Origin of the sequence: Cribrihabitans neustonicus, from assembly GCF_048820895.1 — a bacterium.
Lineage (GTDB): Bacteria > Pseudomonadota > Alphaproteobacteria > Rhodobacterales > Rhodobacteraceae > Cribrihabitans_A > Cribrihabitans_A neustonicus.
Genome location: NZ_JBMERQ010000008.1, coordinates 41,119 through 60,291, shown reverse-complemented (window position 1 = coordinate 60,291; position 19,173 = coordinate 41,119). Strand labels below are relative to the sequence as shown.

Below are 19,173 nucleotides of genomic sequence, written 5' to 3'. Positions count from 1 at the left end.
CCAGACCGCGCCGGCGAGTCAAGGCCCGCGTCGGCGGCGGCGCGCAGCGCCGTTCACCCTTGACGCGCCCTCTTCGATAAACTCGATAAGGCGCTTGAGGGGCAAATCTGCCCCTCAAACGTTTCTCAGCAAAAAAGAAACCGCCCGGTGTCCCGCCTCGGTTCGCTGCCTTTCTGCCACTCCGCAAGCAGCAGCGCCGCGCCGGGCGTCAGCCCGGCGCCCGGCCCAAGGCTGCAATATGATCCCGCAGGGAGCATCTTCAGGCGCGGGAGCCGCCCGCTGCCGCAGGCCGCAGCGGAACTTGGCTCAGAAGGTATGCGACGCGCCGATGCGGGCGTAGCCGGAGATGCTCACGCCGCCCGAGGGCGCGTCCTGCGGCTGGTCTGCACCTGAACCGCCGGTCTCGCAGGCGGCAAGGGCCAGCAGGGCCAGGGCCGCGACAGCTTGTTTCATCCCGCTTTCCTTTCCGGGCCGTTCCCGTTCAGAACCCGAGGTAAACGTTGAGCGGCCCCTTGTGCAGGCCGACGCTGCCGCCTGCATGAACGCCGCCGCCGCCCACGCCGATGCCGGCGTTGAGCGACGGGCGCACCGGCTCGCCATCCGCACCGCAGGCAGCAAGCGACAGGGCGCAGCCCAGTACCATCAGCAAACGGGTCATCGGCCTCTCCCCCTGCTTCACCCGGGCGCTCAGCCCAGGATCTCCTGCCAGCGCGCCACCTGCGCCCGCACCTGGTCCGGCGCGGTGCCGCCATAGGACTGGCGCGAGTTTACCGAGTTCTCGACCCCGAGCACAGTGAAGATGTCTTCGGTGATGCCCGCGTGCACCCCCTGCATGTCTGCCAGAGACAGGTCCGGCAGGTCGCAGCCGCTCGCCTCGGCCATCGCCACCAGCGTGCCAGTCACGTGGTGGGCGTCGCGGAACGGCACCTTCAGCACCCGCACCAGCCAGTCCGCGAGGTCGGTCGCGGTGGAGAAGCCCGAGCCCGCCGCCGCCGCGAGGCTCTCGCGGTTGGCGGTCATGTCCTTCACCATGCCCTCCATCGCCGCCAGCGCCAGCATCCAGTTGTCGGCGGCGTCAAAGACCTGTTCCTTGTCCTCCTGCATGTCCTTGGAATAGGCCAAGGGCAGCCCCTTCATCACCATCATCAGCGCGGTATTGGCGCCAAAGATCCGCCCCACCTTGGCGCGGATCAGCTCGGCCGCGTCCGGGTTCTTCTTCTGCGGCATGATCGAGGAGCCAGTGGAGAAACGGTCCGACAGGGTCACGAAGCGGAACTGCGCGGAGGACCAGATCACCAGCTCCTCGGCAAAGCGGCTGAGGTGCATGGCAGAGATCGACGCCACCGAGAGGAACTCCAGCGCGAAGTCGCGGTCGGAGACCGCATCGAGCGAGTTCGCCGTGGGCCGGTCGAAGCCCAGCGCCTGCGCCGTCATCTCCCGGTCGATCGGGAAGGAGGTGCCCGCCAGCGCGGCGGAGCCCAAGGGGCATTCGTTCATCCGTGCCCGCGCGTCGCGCACGCGGGACAGATCGCGGCCGAACATCTCCACATAGGCCATCATGTGGTGGCCCCAGGTCACCGGCTGCGCGGTCTGCAGGTGGGTGAAGCCCGGCATCACCCAGTCCGCGCCCGCCCCGGCCTGCGCCAGCAGCGCCCGGATCAGCGCCAGGAGGCCCGCTTCCGCAGCATCCAGCTGGTCGCGCACCCAGAGCTTGAAGTCGGTCGCCACCTGGTCGTTGCGCGAGCGGCCGGTGTGCAGACGGCCCGCGGGCTCGCCGATGATCTCCTTCAGGCGGGCCTCCACGTTCATGTGGATGTCCTCCAGCGCGGTGGAGAAGGCAAATTTGCCGCTTTCGATTTCTGACAAAACGGTGAGCAGCCCTTCCCGAATGGCCTCCGCATCGGTATCGCTGATCACACCCGTGGCGGCGAGCATCGCCGCGTGGGCCCTGGAACCGGCGATGTCCTGGGCTGCCATCCGCTTGTCGAACCCGATCGAGGCGTTGATCGCCTCCATGATCGCGTCCGGGCCGGCGGCAAAGCGGCCGCCCCACATCTGGTTCGAGGATTGATCTGTCATTGTGGTGAAACCCCGGAGATAAAATGCGTCTGTTTCGTCAGCTCACCCTTTATATGGCCCTTGCTCTGGGTGCAAATGCGGCGTTTGCCGCCGATGGTCCCGCACTGGAGGCGCTGCGCCAGGGGGACATGAGGAAACTGGTGGTCCATGCCGAGCCGAAACCGGTCTCCGATGCCGCCTTCCAGCTCGCCGATGACGCGGGCACCGCGACACTGGCCGACTACAAGGGCAAGGTGGTGCTTCTGAACTTCTGGGCCACCTGGTGCGCCCCCTGCCGCAAGGAGATGCCGCAGCTGGCTGAACTCCAGGAGGAGCTGGGCGGCGAGGACTTCGAGGTCCTGACCATCGCGACGGGGCGCAACTCCCCCGCGGGCATCCAGAAGTTCTTCGACGAGATCGGCGTCACCAATCTGCCCCGCCACCAGGACCCGAAACAGGCCCTGGCGCGGGAGATGGCGGTGATCGGCCTGCCGATCACGGTGCTCCTGGACCGCGAGGGCCAGGAAGTGGCGCGGCTGCTGGGCGATGCCGAGTGGAACTCGGAAAGCGCCAAGGCGATCATTTCCAAGATGATCGAGGGCTGAACAGCGCGGCTGCCCTTGTCCCGGGCTGCGGACTCCGCCGCTTCCGGGCTGACCCGGCGGCAAAACGCTCTACCCTCTTGCTTTGGCGGGCCTCTTGCTAAGGCGGGCCGCAGCCCTTGCCGCCCGCCGCCGCCGTGCAGAGTGGAGGAGAGAGAGATGAAACCTGTAGTGCTGCTGATCGGCAAGCTGCCGCATGTGATCGGCAATGTGGCGCGCGAGCTGGAGCATCTGCCGATCGAATGGCTGGGCGCGCATGACCACGCCGAGGTGGTGCGCCAGTTAGAGACTGAACCCCGCATCAGATGCGTGATCATGGGCGCCGGACTCGACGACCGCATCCGCGGCGACCTGGTCGGCATCATCGCCGAGCAGCGCCCTGATCTCTGCATCCACCTGAAGGACCGCGCGTCCGGCCCGGAGGGTCTGGTGCCGTTCGTCGAACGCGTGGTGCGGATGGAGGGGCTGGCTGAACCGCCGAAAGTGCCGCTTGCCGGCTGAACCTTGGCCCAACTGAACCCGGCCTGACCCCACGCCACCTTTGACAGGCGGCCGGGCCCGGCGCCACTCTGGCGGCGGGAGGAAATCATGCCGCTACCCTTGTTGCTGGCCCTGGTGGCTGGCGGGATTACTGCAATTGCCGCCCTGCTGCATCTGACCGGCCGGTCGCAGCGGGCCGTTCTGGATGCCGCGAGTGCCCGCCAAGCCTGGCTCCGGCATGACCCTGAGGCCGCTCCCGGCGAGATTCTGGTGAACGCCGCACAGGACGCGGCGCTGCTGCTGCCCTGCCCCAGCTCCGGCTCTGCCGCACCTGGCTTTCCCGGCCTGGTCTGGTCCTTCGGCGCCGACACAGCCGCGCGCAGTCTTGAGGGCGCACGCATTTCCCCGGCCCCCGCCGGGCTCCGGGCGGCATTCGCGGATTTTGCCGCCCCCGGCCTCACCATCACGCTCACGGAACAGGAACGCGCCGCCTGGCTCGCCCGCCTGCCTGCCGCCAGCCTCTCCCCGGACTGCCGTTCTTCTTTCTGCCCACCCTCTACCCCTGCCCCCAGTTCCGGAGCCCGCGCATGACGGACGCCCTCGCCTATCCCGATGCCACCCAGCTCGCAGTGCCCTTCTTCATCGCCGCCATTCTGGCCGAGATCCTCTGGATCAGCCTCAGGAAACGCGGCGGCCGCTACGAGACGCGGGACGCCGCCACCTCGCTCATCATGGGGGCAGGCAGCGTGGCAGAGGGGCTTCTCCTGGGCTTCCTGGCCTGGGGATTCCTGATGTTTCTCTGGCGCCTCACGCCGCTCGATCTCGGCACCTCGGTTTGGGCGCTCGCGGTCTGCTTTGTGCTGGACGACCTGCGCTACTACTGGGTGCACAGGCTGGGCCACCGGGTGCGCTGGATCTGGGCGTCCCATGTCAACCACCACTCCAGCCAGCACTACAACCTGACCACCGCGCTCCGGCAGACCTGGACCGGCACCTTCACCTTCATGATGGTGGTGAAGGCGCCGATGGTGCTGCTGGGCTTTCACCCGGCGCTGGTGCTGTTCGTCGGGGGCGTGAACCTGGTCTACCAGTTCTGGATCCATACCGAGGCAATCACCCGCCTGCCGCGCTGGGTCGAGGCGGTGCTGAACACCCCCAGCCACCACCGCGCCCACCATGGCCGCAACCCGCGCTACCTCGACTGCAACTACGCGGGCGTCTTCATCATCTGGGACCGGATCTTCGGCACCTTCGTGCCGGAACAGGACCACGACAAGCCGGACTACGGCCTGGTCCGCAACATCGCCACCTTCAACCCGCTGCGGGTGGCCTTCCACGAATGGGCGGGGATGCTTGCCGACATGCGCCAGCCCGGGCTCACCTGGCGGCAGCGGCTGGCCTACGCGCTGGCGCCGCCCGGCTACAGCCACGACGGCAGCCGCGACACCTCCGCCGCGATCAAGGCGAAGCACCTTGCGCGCCACCCCGAAGAAGCGGGCACGCCGGGTTTTGCCCGCCGCTGAGAAATGGCACCGGCCCGGCGGGGAAACTGCCCGGGATTTGACGAAAATGCCGCCTTTAATTCCCCAGCAACCCTTTTGCGCCAGGGTGCAGGCAGCCGCATACTGGGCCCTGCCCGGGCCGAAACAGGGAAAAATACAGAGATGAGCAAGCACCTCCAAGCCGCAGATCTGCCCGAGGGGGCCGACAACCCGCTTAGCGCGGCGGTGACCACCCGCGACCGGTCGACGCTCGACATGGTGGAGGAGGCGGTGCGGCACGGCCAAACGGTGCTGGCCTACCAGCCAGTGATGCAGGCGATGCCGCCGCATGGCACCGCCTTTTACGAGGGCTACATCCGGGTGCTGGACGCCACCGGCCGGGTGATCCCCGCACGGGATTTCTTCCATCTGGTGGAAGACAAAGAGCTTGGCCGCGAGCTTGACTGCCTGGCGCTGAAGCACGGGCTGCAGGCGCTGGAACGCTTCCCGGACATCCGCCTGTCGGTCAACATGTCGGCACGCTCAATCGGCTATCAGCCCTGGACCCGGGTGCTGGAGCGGATTCTCAAGCGCGATTCCACCCTGGGGGAGAGGCTGGTGCTGGAAATCAGCGAATCTTCCGCCATGGCCGCGCCCGAGCTGGTGACTGACTTCATGGGCCGGATGCAGCAGCACGGCATCGCCTTCGCGCTGGATAACTTCGGCGCCGGAACCACGGCGATCGGCCACTTCCGCCAGCTGTTCTTCGACGCGGTGAAGATCGACGGCCAGTTCATCCGCGGCGTGCACGCCAACCACGACAACCAGGCGGTGGTGCGGGCGCTGGTCAGCATCGCCAAGCAGTTCGACATGCTCACCGTCGCCGAATCGGTGGAACGGCCGGACGAGGCCGAGTTCCTGGTCTCCATTGGCGTCGACTGCCTGCAGGGATTCCTCTACGGCGCACCCTCGGTGACGCCGCCCTGGGTCGAGGCGATGAAGCGGCGCAGCGGCAGCTAGGCCCGCGGGACGCTCCGCCGGGCTGGCTTCTGCCAGCCCCCGCCTTCCATCTTTCCCAGATACTCCGAACCGAGGCTCCACGCGAAGGGCCGGTGTTTCGGCGGTCCGCCCGAAGCGCCGCTTGGCGGATTTCCCCGCACTGGCTGCGCTTCCTGCGGTTGACACCGCCACGGGGCATGAGACACCCTGTCCATTGCTGCAGGTGCAGCAAAGCGTTATGCCTGCATCCGGACATGGGAGGAAACCCGGCCGCTGCGCCCGATGCCCTGCACGGCGCGACGCCGCTTTTCCGGCAGACAAATGATGGCAGAGGACCCAGATCAATGACCAATGTTGTAATCGCATCCGCCGCGCGCACCGCCGTCGGCTCCTTTGGCGGCGCCTTCGCCAACACGCCGGCGCATGACCTTGGCGCTGCAGTGCTGGAAGCGGTGGTGGCGCGTGCTGGCGTCGACAAATCCGAAGTGTCGGAAACCATTCTCGGCCAGGTGCTGACCGCGGCCCAGGGCCAGAACCCGGCCCGCCAGGCTCATATCAACGCCGGCCTGCCCAAGGAAAGCGCTGCCTGGGGCATCAACCAGGTGTGCGGCTCGGGCCTTCGCGCCGTGGCGCTCGGCGCCCAGCACATCCAGCTTGGCGATGCCTCCATCGTCGCTGCCGGCGGGCAGGAGAACATGACCCTCTCCCCCCATGCCGCGCATCTGCGCGCGGGCCACAAGATGGGCGACATGAAATACATCGACACGATGATCCGCGACGGCCTCTGGGACGCCTTCAACGGCTACCACATGGGCCAGACCGCCGAGAACGTGGCCGAGCAGTGGCAGATCTCCCGCGACATGCAGGACGAATTCGCCGTCGCCTCGCAGAACAAGGCCGAAGCGGCTCAGAAGGCGGGCAAATTCGCCGACGAGATCACCCCCTTCACCGTCAAGCACCGCAAGGGCGAGACCGTGGTGGATCAGGACGAGTACATCCGCCACGGCGCCACTATCGAGGCGATGCAGAAACTGCGCCCGGCCTTCACCAAGGACGGTTCGGTCACCGCGGCCAACGCCTCCGGCCTTAACGACGGCGCCGCCGCGACGCTGCTGATGAGCGCCGATGAAGCGGAGAAGCGCGGCATCGAGCCGCTCGCCCGGATTGTCTCCTACGCGACTGCCGGCCTCGATCCGTCGATCATGGGCGTCGGCCCGGTCTATGCCTCGCGCAAGGCGCTGGAAAAGGCAGGCTGGTCGGTGAATGACCTGGACCTGGTTGAAGCCAACGAGGCCTTCGCCGCCCAGGCATGCGCCGTGAACAAGGACATGGGCTGGGATCCGTCGATCGTGAACGTGAACGGCGGCGCCATCGCCATCGGCCACCCGATCGGCGCTTCCGGCTGCCGGGTGCTGAACACGCTTCTGTTCGAGATGAAGCGGCGCGGCGCCAAGAAGGGGCTCGCCACACTGTGCATCGGCGGCGGCATGGGTGTCGCCATGTGCGTGGAGCGTCCCTGAGGGATAGCGCAGCGCTGATATCGAAGGACGCCCATTGGGCGTCCTTTTTTTGTTACACGCCAGCGGTATGGGCGTGGTGCGACAATTTTATGCGGCAGCGCAGCAAAAACCTGCACGAAATATTGTTGCTCAAATACATCCGAAACGATAGCAAGATTACCGAGTATTGAAATCTGGAGGAAACTCGAATGGCACGTATCGCACTCGTCACCGGCGGCTCCCGCGGCATCGGCGCAGCAATTTCCAAGGCGCTGAAGGAGCAGGGCTGCCAGGTCGCCGCGACCTATGCCGGTAATGACGACGCGGCCGCCAAGTTCACCGAGGAAACTGGCATCAAGACTTACAAGTGGAACGCCGCCAGCTATGAAGAGAGCAAGGCCGGCATTGCCAAGGTCGAAGAGGAGCTGGGTCCGATCGACATCGTGGTCGCCAACGCAGGCATCACCCGCGACGCCCCCTTCCACAAGATGACCCCGGAACAGTGGCACGAGGTGATCGACACCAATCTGACCGGCGTCTTCAACACCGTGCACCCGGTCTGGCCCGGCATGCGCGAGCGCAAGTTCGGCCGCGTCATCGTGATCTCCTCGATCAACGGCCAGAAGGGGCAATTCGCCCAGGTGAACTATGCCGCGACCAAGGCGGGTGATCTCGGCATCGTGAAGTCGCTGGCGCAGGAAGGCGCGCGCGCGGGCATCACCGCCAACGCAGTCTGCCCCGGCTATATCGCGACTGAGATGGTGATGGCGGTGCCGGAAAAGGTGCGCGAATCGATCATCGGCCAGATCCCGGCCGGCCGCCTGGGCGAACCCGAGGAAATCGCCCGCTGCGTGGCCTTCCTGGCGTCTGACGACGCGGGCTTCATCAACGGCTCGACGATCTCCGCCAACGGCGCGCAGTTCTTCGTGTGATTAGCGGCGGCGCATTCTGCCGCGTATCCCAATACGGCAAGGGCCGGCCCTGCGGGGCCGGCCCTTTTCCAATCCCGTAAGGACCTGGCGCGCTCAGGCCCAGCGGGAAACTGCGGTGCGGTGGCCACCCAGCGGGATGCGCCGCGCCACCAGCCAGCGCCAAGCCTGTTTCAGCACGGCGCCGCGCGCCTCATGCGCCCGGGCAAAGCCGGCTTTGACGGCGGCATTGGCAGTATACTCCAGCATCTCGGCCTCCTCTTGGATCAGGAACTCTTGACTGTGCCCAATATGCGGCCCGCTCCGGAAGCATACAAACGAGAGTTTTCACCGCCTCAGTTAAGCTGTACTTATGTGACCATGCGTGACCGCCTGCCCCCTCTCACCGCCCTGCGTGCCTTCGAGGCCGCCGCCCGCCACATGTCCTTTGCCAAGGCGGCGGCGGAGCTGAACGTGACGCCTGCCGCGCTTTCCTTCCAGATCAAATCGCTGGAGGAGCACCTGGGCGAGCCGCTGTTCCGGCGCCTGAACCGGGCGGTGGAGCTGACCGAGGTCGGCCGTACCCTGCAGCCCGGCACCGCCGAGGGTTTTGCCGCGCTCACCGCTGCCTGGCGCGCCACCCGCCGCCTGCAGGACAACACCACGCTAACGGTGACCGCAGGCCCCGGGCTCACCGCCAAGTGGCTGGCACCGCGGCTTTACGAGTTCGCCCGCGCGCATCCGGAGATCGACCTCAGGTTCTCCGCCACGCTCAGGGTGCTCGACTTCCAGCGCGACGATATCGATGTGGCGATCCGCTTCGGCTATGGCGAGGAGGGCGGATTCTACTCGGTCGAAGTGCCGCCGGAGTGGATGACCCCGGTGATGACGCCCGAGCTGGCCGAGCGCTACACCACGCCAGAAAGCCTGATGGAGGCGCCGCTGATCTTCGATGAATCGGTTGCCTTCCTCGACCCGCCCTGCGACTGGCCCGCCTGGTTCCGCAGCCAGGGGATCAGCTTCACGCCCACCCACGGCGCGCATTTTTCCCAGGCCGACCACGCCATCGACGCCGCCCTTGCTGGTGCCGGCGTGGCGCTGGGGCGGCGCGGCATGGCGGTCACCGACCTGCACGCGGGCCGGCTCGTCGCCCCTTTCAAGACCGCGATCCAGACCAAGGCACACTTCCGCTTCCTCTGCGCCCCGGGCACCGAGACCCGCCCCCAGATCGCCGCCTTCCGCGATTGGTTTGTTGCCGAGATTGCAAAAACCGCCTACGTCTCGGAGGCATTTGAGATCATCCCAGTTGAGGACATTCCCCCGCCATGACCAAGACCCGCGCGACCGCCATCGGCTTTATTGCTGTTCTCCTGTGGTCGCTGCTCGCCTTGCTCACCGTCGGATCGGAACCCGCGCCGCCCTTGCTGCTGAACGCGCTGTGCTTCACCATCGGCGGCACGCTGGGGCTGATCTGGACCGCCGCCGCGGGCAAGCTGGGCCAGCTGCGCACCGTGCCGCTCAAGGTCTACGCTTTCGGCACGCTGGGCCTGTTCGGCTACCACGCGCTCTATTTCTCGGCCCTGCGCCTCGCACCCGCGGCAGAAGCCGGGCTGATTGCCTATCTCTGGCCGCTGCTGATCGTTCTGTTCTCCGGCCTGCTGCCGGGGGAGCGGCTGAAGCCAGGGCATCTGATCGGAGCGGTTTTGGGCTTCGGCGGTGCGGCCACCATCATCTCGGGCGGCGGCGAAGGCTTTCAGGCGCAATACCTGCCGGGCTACGGGCTCGCGCTCCTCTGCGCGCTCACCTGGTCCAGCTACTCGGTCTTGTCGCGCCGCGTCGGCCATGCGCCGACCAGCTCGGTCGCGGTCTTTTGCCTCGCCACCGCCGCGGCCTCCTGGGGGCTGCATTTCGCATTGGAGGAGACGGTCTGGCCCGCCGGCGCCCTGGGGTGGGGCGCGACGCTGCTGCTTGGGCTAGGACCGGTGGGGCTTGCCTTCTATGTCTGGGACATCGGGGTGAAACAGGGCGATATCCAGATGCTCGGCACCAGCTCCTATGCCGCCCCCCTGCTGTCGACGCTGATCCTGGTCATGGCAGGAATCGCCGCCGCTTCCTGGAGCCTGGCGCTGGCGGCAGCGCTGATCACTTTCGGCGCACTGATTGCGGCCAGGTCAAGCGCCGCAGCCTGAGCCACGGGCGCAGCTGCGCGGCACATAGTTCCCGGCGCACAAAAAAGAGGGCCGCCCCGTTCGGCTGGCCCTCCGCTTCAAACCCGGGCCTTGGCCCGGCGGGAACCTCAGGCTGTCTCGGCAGCCAGGCGCTCAATCTCTTCCTTCAGCTTGAGCTTCTGCTTTTTCATCTTTGCGATCTGCAACCCGTCGGTACTCGGCGACCGTTGGGCGTGTTCCACTTCCATGCTCAGGTGCTCGTGCTTCTTCTTAAGTTCGGTCAGGTGCGAGCTGAGGCTCATGGCACTCCTCCTTCATTGAGCTAGATTGTTGAACACATCGAGTGGAGCACAAGAACTGCCGCCTGTCACGCCGCAGCCGCAGCATTTTTGTCATGAAATTGTCATATAGGCTGTTCATCGCTCATAATGTTGCGCCAAGGGGCAGAGAGTGGCAGAGCGGCCCGCGCCGCAGTGCCGCAATGGTTGAAGCGGACCGCGCAGGCCACCATATCGGCGGCTTCAGCAGGGCTCGCAGTTTCAGCGCCCCGCTGCTCCAGCCTTCACGCCCTTGCACCGTGGGATCGGCCCGGCTTAAGGCCAGTTGAGCGCCGCACCATCGCGCAGCACGGCGCGCAGCTCAGGGCGGTAGCTCTCCCCGTCTCCTTCGTGCCGTGTGCCTTCGTGCAGGATGAGCGGCGCATGCAGGCAGAACGCCGCCCGGCCCTCCTTGCGCGCCCGCAGGATCACCAGCTCCGCGGCCTTGCCTGCGCGCGGTGCCAGCGGCAGCACCTCAAGCGAGCCCAGCCGCCCCTCGCAGGCGCTCAGCATTTCCGGCAGCCGGTCGGCACGCTGGATCATGTGCAAATACCCTTTCGGCAAGAGCCGCCGCGCCGCGGCGGCGATCCAGTCCGACAGCGGCGTCGCCTCGCCCAGCGCGGTGCGGCGGCCCGCATCCTGCGCCGGGCTGTGGGCGCCCGCGCGGTAGTAGGGCGGGTTGGCGATCACGTGGTCGAAGCGGCGCTGCTTCAGATCGGCGGGCAAAGCTGCCAGATCCGCCTCCCAGACGGTGAGCTCCGCGCCGTTCTCCGCCGCATTGCGCCGCGCCAGCGCCGCATAGGCGGGCTGCAGCTCCACCCCCGCCAGATCCAGGCCCGGCACCCGCGCCGCAAGGCACAGAAGCGCCTGCCCCGCGCCGCAGCCAAGCTCCAGCACCGACTGCCCCGCCCGCGCCGGCACTGCCGCCGCCAGGAGCACCGGATCGGCGCCCGCACGGTAACCCTTCAGCGGCTGCCACAGCTGCACCCGGCCGCCGAGGAAACCGTTGCGGCTCAACTCATTGTCTGAAAATGCGCTCATCGCCTCGGCATCACCGGCCCAGCGGGATTTCATTGTCCGCCATCACCACACATGCGGCGTCATAATCCGCTTCCCGCACCATCAGCCGCCGCGGCAGAATGCCTATGCTGCCCTCCAGGACGCTCATGTTTACGTCGATTTGAAAGCAGTCTATATCCTCTCCCTCAAGAAGGGCTGAGGCAAAGGCCAAGACGGTTGGATCGGTGCTGCGCAGGAGTTCCTTCATGGGATGGATCTAAGGGCAAGCCCGCCGGATTGTCGAGGCTTGCAAGCAGGAATGTGATGGACCAAGTCATGAACAAGAAGCCGCACGAGATGCTGGCCGCCACGCTCAGCCAGGAACTGGACGCGGTTAATTCGCTGATCCGCACCCGCATGGCCTCCCGCCACGCCCCCCGCATCCCTGAGGTGACCGCGCATCTGGTCGAAGCAGGCGGCAAGCGCCTGCGCCCGATGCTGACGCTCGCGGCCGCCCGGCTCTGCGGCTACGAGGGCGAGCATCACATCCGGCTCGCCGCGACGGTGGAGTTCATCCACACCGCGACGCTGCTGCATGACGACGTGGTCGACGAAAGCGCCCAGCGGCGCGGCCGCCCCACCGCCAACCTGCTCTGGGACAACAAGAGTTCTGTTCTGGTCGGCGACTACCTCTTTGCCCGCAGCTTCCAGCTGATGGTGGAGACCGGATCTTTGCGGGTGCTCGACATCCTCGCCAATGCCTCCGCCACCATCGCCGAGGGCGAGGTGCTGCAGATGACCGCGGCGTCGAACCTCAAGACCGACGAAGACATCTACCTGCAAGTGGTGCGCGGCAAGACCGCGGCGCTGTTCTCGGCTGCGACCGAAGTGGGCGGGGTGATCTCTGGCGCGCCCGAGGCGCAGGTGAAGGCGCTGTTCGACTACGGCGATGCGCTGGGAATTGCTTTCCAGATCGCCGATGATCTGCTGGATTACCAGGGCGACAGCAAGGCCACCGGAAAGAACGTGGGCGATGACTTCCGCGAGCGCAAACTGACCCTGCCGGTGATCAAGGCTGTGGCCGAGGCCACCGGGGACGAGCGCGCCTTCTGGACCCGCACCATCGAAAAGGGCCGCCAGCAGGAGGGCGACCTCGAAGAGGCGCTGGCGCTGATGGCAAAATACGGCACGCTGGACGCAACCCGTGCGGACGCGATGGCCTGGGCGGATAAGGCCAAATCGGCACTCTCGGTCCTCCCGGAGCATCCGCTGCGCGAGGTGCTGCATGACCTGGCGGGTTACGTGGTGGCCCGGCTGAACTGAGCCCTCAGGGGCATCGGCAAAGAGGGGGCTCTGCCCCCTCGGCCTGCGGCCTCACCCCCGGGATATTTTTGGCAAGAAGAAGAGGTTCAGGCCCTGCGGGACGCCCCCGCCGCGCGCGGAAACACTCCCCTGCCGGTGTCAGAGAAGGGTGCCAGCGGCGGCCCACCACCCCGGGCGGGCGCGGCGGACCTGGCTGAGTGCCGCCTGTGCTCCGGCCCGGCTGACGTAGAGCGCAAAGCACGTGGCGCCGGAGCCGGACATGCCTGCATGCAGGCATTGGGTGCGGCGCAGCGCAGCCAGAACGCCAGAGATCTGTGGCGCCAGTGCTTCGGCCGGGGCCTGCAGGTCGTTGCGTTGCTGTCCAAGCCACTCCGCCAGCTCCTCAGCGCTTTGCCAGCGCGGCAGCGCATCGGGCATTGGCGGGTTCCCGCGCTGCGTGAGCGCTTTGAAAACCGCAGGCGTGGCCACCGCGACGCCCGGGTTCACCAGCAGGATGCCGCAGTCCGGCAGCGGCGGCAGTGCATCCAGCCGCTCACCTGTGCCGCGCATCCGCTGCGGGACCGGGGCGGCGAGGCACACCGGCAGGTCAGCGCCAAGCTGCAGCACGTCCCCAGCCGCGGGCATGGGCTGCTGCCAGAGCTCCGACAGCGCCTTCAGCGCCGCCGCCGCATCCGCAGAGCCGCCGCCGATGCCCGCCGCCATCGGCAGGTGCTTGTCCAAGTGCAGCGCCGCGCCCCGCGCCTGGCCGCCCGCGATCAGCCGGGCCGCGCGCAGCATCAGGTTGCTGCCGTCCGCCGGCACCCCCGCCGCCATCGGCCCTTCCACCTGGAGGCTCTGCGCCTCCGCCGGGCTGGCGCTGATGCGGTCGCCCACATCAGCAAAGACCACCAGCGAGTCCAGCAGGTGATAACCGTCCGCGCGGCGGCCGGTCACGTGCAGTGTGAGGTTGATCTTGGCGGGCGCAAATGCCTCAACCGTCATTGGCCACCTTCAGGGGGGCACTGCCCTCCTCCGCCAGCACCGCATCCAGCCCCACCTTCAGCTTGCGCCGGATCCGCTCCGGGTCGGCCTCGCCGTCGCTGTCTTCGGGGTCAATGAAGGAGAGCGCCCGCCTCCACTGGAATTCCGCCTCGCGCTTGCGGCCCACCGCCCAGTAGACATCGCCAAGGTGGTCGTTCACCACCGGGTCCACCGGCATCAGCTCCACCGCGCGCTCCATGTGGCCCACAGCCTCCTCGAAGCGGCCGAGCCGGTAGAGCACCCAGCCCAGGGAGTCGACGATATACCCGCTGTCGGGGCGCGCGGCGACTGCCCGCTCGATCATCTCAAGCGCTTCGTCCAGCTTGCTGCGCTGTTCCACCAGCGAGTAGCCGAGGTAGTTCAGCACCTGGGGCCGGTCCGGGTCCAGGGCCAGGGAGGCGCGGAAATCGGCCTCCGCCTGCTCCCAGTGGCCCAGCCGCTCGTGGCAGATGCCGCGGGCGTAGAGCAGGAACCAGCGGCTGCCGTCATCCTCCGGCGTGACGGCCAGCGCCTTGTCATAGGCACGCGCGGCGGCGGCGTAATTCTCCTGCTGCCGCAGCAGGTCACCGAGGCTCACGTAGACGCCGGCATGGTCGGGGTAGTCGCGTGCCAGCTGCTCGAGCACCTCGATCGCGGCATCGGGCTTCGCGGCACGGCGCAGCGCCTCGGCCCGGCCCAGTTCCGCGGCGTGGTGATCCGGGTGCCCCGCTGGCACCTGCTTGTAGGTCGCCACCGACAGTTCGTACCGGCCGAGCCGGTCCAGCAGCCCCGCGCTCAGGAGGATGGCATCGGCATGCTCGGGACTGACCGCGGCGGCCATGCGGACATACATCAGCACGTAGTCATCAGCAGTGTCCCCATTCAGCGCTGCACCCAGCGTGAAGAACACCTCGGCCACGCCATCCCGTGCGCTCGGCGCGATGGTAAAGGGGAGGGTCTCGCCTGCCTCCAGCGCCGTGGCCAGCCGATCCAGGCCGGGGTCGAGCCGGCTGCCGAAACTTTCCCCGAGCACTGTGAGCGCCTTTTCGGTCCGCCCCAGCTGCGACAGGATTTGCACCCGCGCAATGGCGGCGCGGCGGCTGAGCCCGGTGAGTTGGCCGTCGTCGGCGGCAAACAGCTCCTCGGCGCCGCCGTAATCACCCGCCGAGGCCAGCGCCAGCGCCCGGTGGTAGAGCACGAAAGGCCGGAGGCTGCCGTCTTCCGCCAGTTCGTCGAAGCGTTTGAGCGCGCTGGAAACCGAGCCCGTGCCCATATGCGCCCAGCCCTCCAGTAAGCCGTCCACCAGCGGATGGATCGCCTGGCGGGACAGGTCGCGGTCGAGGATCGCCTGGAAGTCGCCGCGGCGGGCAAAGTTGCCCGCCATCACGATATTGGCGGCCTGGCTGCGGGCGCCGATCTGCCACAGCCGCTCAGCCACCGGCACCGCGGCATCAATCTGGCCCATCGCCAGCTGCGCGAATACCAGATTCTCCATCAGCACCGGGTTCTGGGGATCGCGTGCCAGAGCCTGCGTGTAGTAGAGCGCGGCGGAGACGAAATCGCTGTCATAGGTGGCCGCCCGCCCGGCCAGGTAGGAACCCGCCAGCCCGCCTGCGTGGGCCATGGGCCCTGCGGCGGAGATAGCGGCCACTGCGGCCAGCGCCGCGCCACGGAAGGGGCGAAAAAAGGATCGGGGCACGCGGGGCCTCCCTCTACGTGTTATGTCACTGCTCGGTTGAAATCGTAGTGTGCGCGGCCCCTGCACGCAATGGGGCGGCCGCCTGGCCGCCCCCTGTTTTCCGGCGAAACCCCGCCGTTTCCGGCGCGGCGGTTCACATGTTCGGGTAGTTTGGCCCGTCACCGCCCTGTGGGGTGGTCCAGTTGATGTTCTGCGAGGGATCCTTGATGTCGCAGGTCTTGCAGTGGACGCAGTTCTGGAAGTTGATGACGAACTCCGGCTGGCCGTCCTTCTCCACCACCTCATAGACCCCGGCCGGGCAGTAGCGCTGCGCGGGTTCAGCGTATTTCGGCAGGTTCACCTTGATCGGCGTGTCCTGATTGCCGAGCCGCAGGTGGCACGGCTGGCTTTCCTCGTGGTTGGTCATCGAGAAGCTGACGTTGGTGAGCCGGTCGAAGGACAGCACGCCGTCGGGCTTCGGATAGTCGATTTCCTTGTGCCTGCTGGCCTCTTCGGTGGCTTCGGCGTCGTTCTTGCCGTGGCCCAGGGTGCCGAACAGCGAAAAGCCAAAGGTGTTGGTCCACATGTCGAGCCCGCCCAGCATCAGGGACGCGGTGAGGCCCCACTTCGACCACATCGGCTTCACGTTGCGCACCTTCTTCAGGTCTTCGCCGATGGCGCCCTCTCGCACTTCGGTCTCATATGCTGCCAGCTCGTCACCCGCGCGGTCGGCCTTGATGGCCGCGAACGCGGCCTCGGCGGCAGCCTTGCCCGACAGCATCGCGTTGTGGTTGCCCTTGATGCGCGGCACGTTGACCATGCCCGCGGCACAGCCCAGCAGCGCCACGCCCGGTGCCACCAGCTTGGGCAGCGACTGCCAGCCGCCCTCGGTGATCGCCCGTGCGCCGTAGGCCACGCGCTTGCCGCCCTTCAGAAGCTCCGCAACCATCGGGTGATGCTTGAAGCGCTGGAACTCCATGTAGGGGAACAGATAGGGGTTCTTGTAGTTCAGGTGCACCACGAAACCGACATAGACCTGGTTGTTGTCGAGGTGATAGATGAACGACCCGCCGCCCGCGTTGCCGCCCAGCGGCCAGCCCATGGTGTGGGAGACGCGGCCCGCCTTGTGCTTGGCGGGGTCGATTTCCCAGATCTCCTTCATGCCGAGCCCGTATTTCTGCGGCTCCTTGCCGTCCGACAGGCCGTATTTGGCGATCACTTCCTTGGACAGCGAACCGCGCACACCCTCGCCCAGGAAGACATACTTGCCGTGCAGCTCCATGCCGGGTTCGTAGGACGGGCCGGGTGTGCCGTCCGGGTTCTTGCCGAACTCGCCCGCGACCACGCCCTTCACCTCGCCGTTGTCGCCATAGACCAGCTCCGAGCACGCCATACCCGGGAAGATCTCCACACCCAGCTCCTCGGCCTGCTCCGCCATCCAGCGGCAGACATTGCCCATGGAGACGATGTAGTTGCCGTGGTTGTTCATCAGGGGCGGCATCGGGAAGTTGGGGATGCGGACCTGGCCCGCCTCGCCCAGCATGTAGAAGTTGTCTTCCTCCACCGGCACGTTCAGCGGCGCGCCCTTTTCCTTCCAGTCGGGGATCAGCGCATCCAGCCCGCAGGGGTCCAGCACCGCGCCCGACAGGATATGCGCGCCCACTTCCGAGCCCTTCTCCAGCACGACCACCTGCAAGTCGGCGTCCAGCTGCTTGAGGCGGATGGCGGCCGAGAGACCGGCGGGGCCGGCCCCCACGATCACCACATCATATTCCATCGCTTCGCGTTCAATCTCGGCCATAGAGGTGCTCCTTGGCTATTTCGCTACCGGCCCCACCGGAAGGGCGTAATTTTCTTTCGCGGGTGCTTAGCGTTTGGCGGCCGTGCTGGTCAATCCAAACTCTGCGTCAGGACCCTGTAGAACAGGGTTCCGCGGCAAAATGAACGCCTGTTTTCGTCATTCAGGCATCGTTTTCCGCCCCGGTGCCTGCCTCAGGCGCATCACCCAGAAGATAGCGGGGCCCCTTGCCTTTCTGCGCTGCCGCATCGGCCGGGTTGTAGAGCGCGCATTTGGGCAGCGACAGACAGCCGCAGCCGATGCAGCCGTCAAGATTGTCGCGCAGCTTGGTCAGGGTTTCGATTCGCGCATCGAGATGCGCGCGGAACCCTTCTGAGAGCCTCGCCCAGTCCTGCGGCGTCGGCGTGCGCCCGCCCGGCAGGCTTTTCAGCTGCGCGCGGATTTCCGGCAGCGAAAAGCCGAACTGCTGCGCGATCATCACAAAGCTCAGGCGGCGGATGTCGGCGCGGTGAAAACGCCGCTGCCCGCCTGCATTGCGCCAGGGCTCCACCAGCCCCTGCGCCTCGTAGTAGCGGATTGCCGAAACCGCGAGCCCGGTTCGGTTCGCCAGATAGCCGATGGAGATCCCTGCCTGTGCCGCCATTTCCCGCGCCCCCCGGAAAAAATGCTTGAGCTCAAGTTAGGTTTAGAAATTAGTGTGAGTCGTATCAAGAGCAACCAGACATGAAAAGGATCCGCAGATGAGCGCACAACTGGAACACGCCAACATCACCGTCGCCGACCCGCAGGCCACTGCCGCCTGGATGGGCGAGGTCTTCGGCTGGCACATCCGCTGGGAAGGCCCGGCGATCAACGGCGGCTACACCGTGCACGTGGGCGGCGAAAACAGCTACCTCGCCCTGTTCCGCCCCGCGGAAGCGCCCGGCGAGGCACCGCCGCGCTACAGCCGCAAGGGCGCGCTCAACCACCTCGCCGTGGTGGTGGCGGATCTCGACGCCACCGAAGCCGCGGTGAAGAAGGCGGGCTTCGAGCCGGTGAATCACGCCGACTACGAACCCGGCCGCCGGTTCTACTTCCTCGATGGCGACGGGGTCGAATACGAGGCGGTGCAATATGATGAATGATCTGCTTTTGTGGATGGCCCGCCCCGCGCCACGGCATTTTTCCGCGCATTCTCCGGGGCATGGGCGCCCTGCCGGCATGAAATACCGCATCTTTGCCGGATTTGCCCGCCGCAGGCCACAGCCCCCCACTTGAAATCCGGCCCGGGATTGGGTCAGGTAATTGCAACTGAACCGGACGCCCCGCAGCTGCCTGCTGCGGGGCTCCGGTTTTCCTGATGAACGCACAGACAAACGACTTGGACGACACCTATGGACAAGATCCCGATGACGCCGGCGGGCCACACCGCCCTGGAGAGCGAACTGAAAAACCTGAAATCCGTCGAACGCCCGGCAATCATCCAGGCCATCGCCGAAGCGCGTGAGCTGGGCGACCTGTCGGAGAACGCCGAATACCACTCGGCGCGCGAAAAGCAGTCCTTCATCGAGGGCCGCATCAAGGAGCTGGAAGGCATCCTGTCGCTGGCCGACGTGATCAACCCGGCCAAGCTCTCCGGCGCGATCAAGTTCGGCGCCAGGGTCACCGTGGTGGACGAAGACACCGACGAGGAGAAGACCTGGCAGATCGTCGGCGAGCACGAGGCCAACATCGAGGCCGGGCTGCTGAATATCAAATCCCCGATCGCCCGCGCCTTGATCGGCAAGGAAGAAGGCGACAGTGTGGAAGTGCGCACGCCCGGCGGCGAGCGCGCCTATGAAATCCTGAAGATCGACTATTCCTGACCCCAGCAGCAACCGGGAGC

At 66.7% G+C, this 19,173-nt stretch carries 23 protein-coding genes; 12 read left to right on the top strand and 11 right to left on the bottom strand.

The features are described 5' to 3' along the window. Positions 1–306: 306 nt before the first annotated feature. From ACOHWE_RS15570 to argH, 3 genes are read right to left on the bottom strand one after another with little or no spacing between them, the layout of a single operon-like run. On the bottom strand, positions 307–453 hold the full coding sequence (locus ACOHWE_RS15570; RefSeq protein ID WP_420667637.1) for a hypothetical protein: 147 nt from the start codon (positions 451–453) through the stop codon (positions 307–309). Positions 454–481: 28 nt separating this feature from the next. Then, entirely contained in the window at positions 482–658 is a 177-nt protein-coding gene (locus ACOHWE_RS15565; RefSeq protein ID WP_420667636.1) for a hypothetical protein, read from the bottom strand. A gap of 29 nt (positions 659–687) precedes the next feature. After that, positions 688–2,079 carry an argininosuccinate lyase gene (argH, locus tag ACOHWE_RS15560; protein WP_420667635.1) on the bottom strand — a complete coding sequence of 464 codons (1,392 nt, stop codon included), beginning with the start codon at positions 2,077–2,079 and terminating at the stop codon, positions 688–690. Positions 2,080–2,102: 23 nt separating this feature from the next. On the opposite strand from argH, the gene ACOHWE_RS15555 reads away from it, so the two are divergent. The 7 genes from ACOHWE_RS15555 (at position 2,103) to phbB (ending at position 8,051) form a co-directional block, all read left to right on the top strand. After that, entirely contained in the window at positions 2,103–2,663 is a 561-nt protein-coding gene (locus ACOHWE_RS15555) for a TlpA disulfide reductase family protein (protein ID WP_420667634.1), read from the top strand. 156 nt (positions 2,664–2,819) lie between these two features. Continuing rightward, positions 2,820–3,161, top strand: a complete 342-nt coding sequence (locus ACOHWE_RS15550) for a hypothetical protein (protein WP_420667633.1) — start codon at positions 2,820–2,822, stop codon at positions 3,159–3,161. A gap of 87 nt (positions 3,162–3,248) precedes the next feature. Then, positions 3,249–3,731 carry a hypothetical protein gene (locus tag ACOHWE_RS15545; RefSeq protein WP_420667632.1) on the top strand — a complete coding sequence of 161 codons (483 nt, stop codon included), beginning with the start codon at positions 3,249–3,251 and terminating at the stop codon, positions 3,729–3,731. Continuing rightward, entirely contained in the window at positions 3,728–4,663 is a 936-nt protein-coding gene (locus ACOHWE_RS15540) for a sterol desaturase family protein (protein ID WP_420667631.1), read from the top strand. Before ACOHWE_RS15545 ends, ACOHWE_RS15540 begins: the two co-directional genes overlap by 4 nt. Positions 4,664–4,804: 141 nt before the next feature. Beyond that, positions 4,805–5,641 carry an EAL domain-containing protein gene (locus ACOHWE_RS15535; RefSeq protein WP_420667630.1) on the top strand — a complete coding sequence of 279 codons (837 nt, stop codon included), beginning with the start codon at positions 4,805–4,807 and terminating at the stop codon, positions 5,639–5,641. A gap of 323 nt (positions 5,642–5,964) precedes the next feature. Continuing rightward, positions 5,965–7,140, top strand: coding sequence for an acetyl-CoA C-acetyltransferase (locus ACOHWE_RS15530; protein WP_420667629.1), 1,176 nt, complete (start codon positions 5,965–5,967; stop codon positions 7,138–7,140). 188 nt (positions 7,141–7,328) lie between these two features. After that, positions 7,329–8,051, top strand: a complete 723-nt coding sequence (gene phbB / locus ACOHWE_RS15525; protein ID WP_420667628.1) for an acetoacetyl-CoA reductase — start codon at positions 7,329–7,331, stop codon at positions 8,049–8,051. Between the two features lie 93 nt (positions 8,052–8,144). On the opposite strand, the gene ACOHWE_RS15520 is transcribed toward phbB, so the two are convergent. Then, a complete protein-coding gene (locus tag ACOHWE_RS15520; RefSeq protein ID WP_420667627.1) occupies positions 8,145–8,297 on the bottom strand; it encodes a hypothetical protein in 153 nt (50 codons plus the stop codon). A 111-nt stretch (positions 8,298–8,408) separates the two neighbouring features. Here ACOHWE_RS15520 and gcvA point away from each other — a divergent pair, with 111 nt between their 5' ends. Next, positions 8,409–9,356 (top strand): transcriptional regulator GcvA, encoded by a 948-nt coding sequence (gene gcvA, locus ACOHWE_RS15515; RefSeq protein WP_420667626.1) that lies wholly within the window; start codon positions 8,409–8,411, stop codon positions 9,354–9,356. Beyond that, on the top strand, positions 9,353–10,216 hold the full coding sequence (yddG, locus tag ACOHWE_RS15510; protein ID WP_420667625.1) for an aromatic amino acid exporter YddG: 864 nt from the start codon (positions 9,353–9,355) through the stop codon (positions 10,214–10,216). The genes gcvA and yddG overlap by 4 nt, the downstream gene beginning before the upstream one ends. 107 nt (positions 10,217–10,323) lie before the next feature. Here yddG and ACOHWE_RS15505 read toward each other — a convergent pair whose 3' ends face one another. The 3 genes from ACOHWE_RS15505 to ACOHWE_RS15495 all read right to left on the bottom strand — a co-directional run bounded on the left by ACOHWE_RS15505 (position 10,324) and on the right by ACOHWE_RS15495 (position 11,779). Next, a complete protein-coding gene (locus ACOHWE_RS15505; RefSeq protein ID WP_420667624.1) occupies positions 10,324–10,497 on the bottom strand; it encodes a YdcH family protein in 174 nt (57 codons plus the stop codon). A gap of 291 nt (positions 10,498–10,788) precedes the next feature. Then, positions 10,789–11,553, bottom strand: coding sequence for a tRNA1(Val) (adenine(37)-N6)-methyltransferase (locus tag ACOHWE_RS15500; protein WP_420667623.1), 765 nt, complete (start codon positions 11,551–11,553; stop codon positions 10,789–10,791). A gap of 10 nt (positions 11,554–11,563) precedes the next feature. Further along, positions 11,564–11,779, bottom strand: a complete 216-nt coding sequence (locus ACOHWE_RS15495) for a putative signal transducing protein (RefSeq protein ID WP_420667622.1) — start codon at positions 11,777–11,779, stop codon at positions 11,564–11,566. Between the two features lie 56 nt (positions 11,780–11,835). Here ACOHWE_RS15495 and ACOHWE_RS15490 point away from each other — a divergent pair, with 56 nt between their 5' ends. After that, complete coding sequence (locus ACOHWE_RS15490; RefSeq protein WP_420667621.1) at positions 11,836–12,834, top strand: polyprenyl synthetase family protein; 999 nt, start codon at positions 11,836–11,838, stop codon at positions 12,832–12,834. Between the two features lie 138 nt (positions 12,835–12,972). Here ACOHWE_RS15490 and ACOHWE_RS15485 read toward each other — a convergent pair whose 3' ends face one another. The 4 genes from ACOHWE_RS15485 to soxR form a co-directional block, all read right to left on the bottom strand. Continuing rightward, a complete protein-coding gene (locus ACOHWE_RS15485; RefSeq protein WP_420667620.1) occupies positions 12,973–13,815 on the bottom strand; it encodes a 4-(cytidine 5'-diphospho)-2-C-methyl-D-erythritol kinase in 843 nt (280 codons plus the stop codon). Further along, positions 13,805–15,532 carry a tetratricopeptide repeat protein gene (locus ACOHWE_RS15480; protein WP_420667619.1) on the bottom strand — a complete coding sequence of 576 codons (1,728 nt, stop codon included), beginning with the start codon at positions 15,530–15,532 and terminating at the stop codon, positions 13,805–13,807. Before ACOHWE_RS15480 ends, ACOHWE_RS15485 begins: the two co-directional genes overlap by 11 nt. Positions 15,533–15,665: 133 nt before the next feature. Beyond that, positions 15,666–17,312, bottom strand: a complete 1,647-nt coding sequence (locus ACOHWE_RS15475) for an electron transfer flavoprotein-ubiquinone oxidoreductase (protein ID WP_420667618.1) — start codon at positions 17,310–17,312, stop codon at positions 15,666–15,668. A gap of 160 nt (positions 17,313–17,472) precedes the next feature. Further along, positions 17,473–17,952 (bottom strand): redox-sensitive transcriptional activator SoxR, encoded by a 480-nt coding sequence (gene soxR / locus ACOHWE_RS15470; RefSeq protein ID WP_420667617.1) that lies wholly within the window; start codon positions 17,950–17,952, stop codon positions 17,473–17,475. 97 nt (positions 17,953–18,049) lie between these two features. Here soxR and ACOHWE_RS15465 point away from each other — a divergent pair, with 97 nt between their 5' ends. Then, positions 18,050–18,433 (top strand): VOC family protein, encoded by a 384-nt coding sequence (locus ACOHWE_RS15465; protein ID WP_420667616.1) that lies wholly within the window; start codon positions 18,050–18,052, stop codon positions 18,431–18,433. Between the two features lie 249 nt (positions 18,434–18,682). Further along, complete coding sequence (greA, locus tag ACOHWE_RS15460; protein WP_420667615.1) at positions 18,683–19,153, top strand: transcription elongation factor GreA; 471 nt, start codon at positions 18,683–18,685, stop codon at positions 19,151–19,153. Positions 19,154–19,173 lie beyond the last annotated feature (20 nt).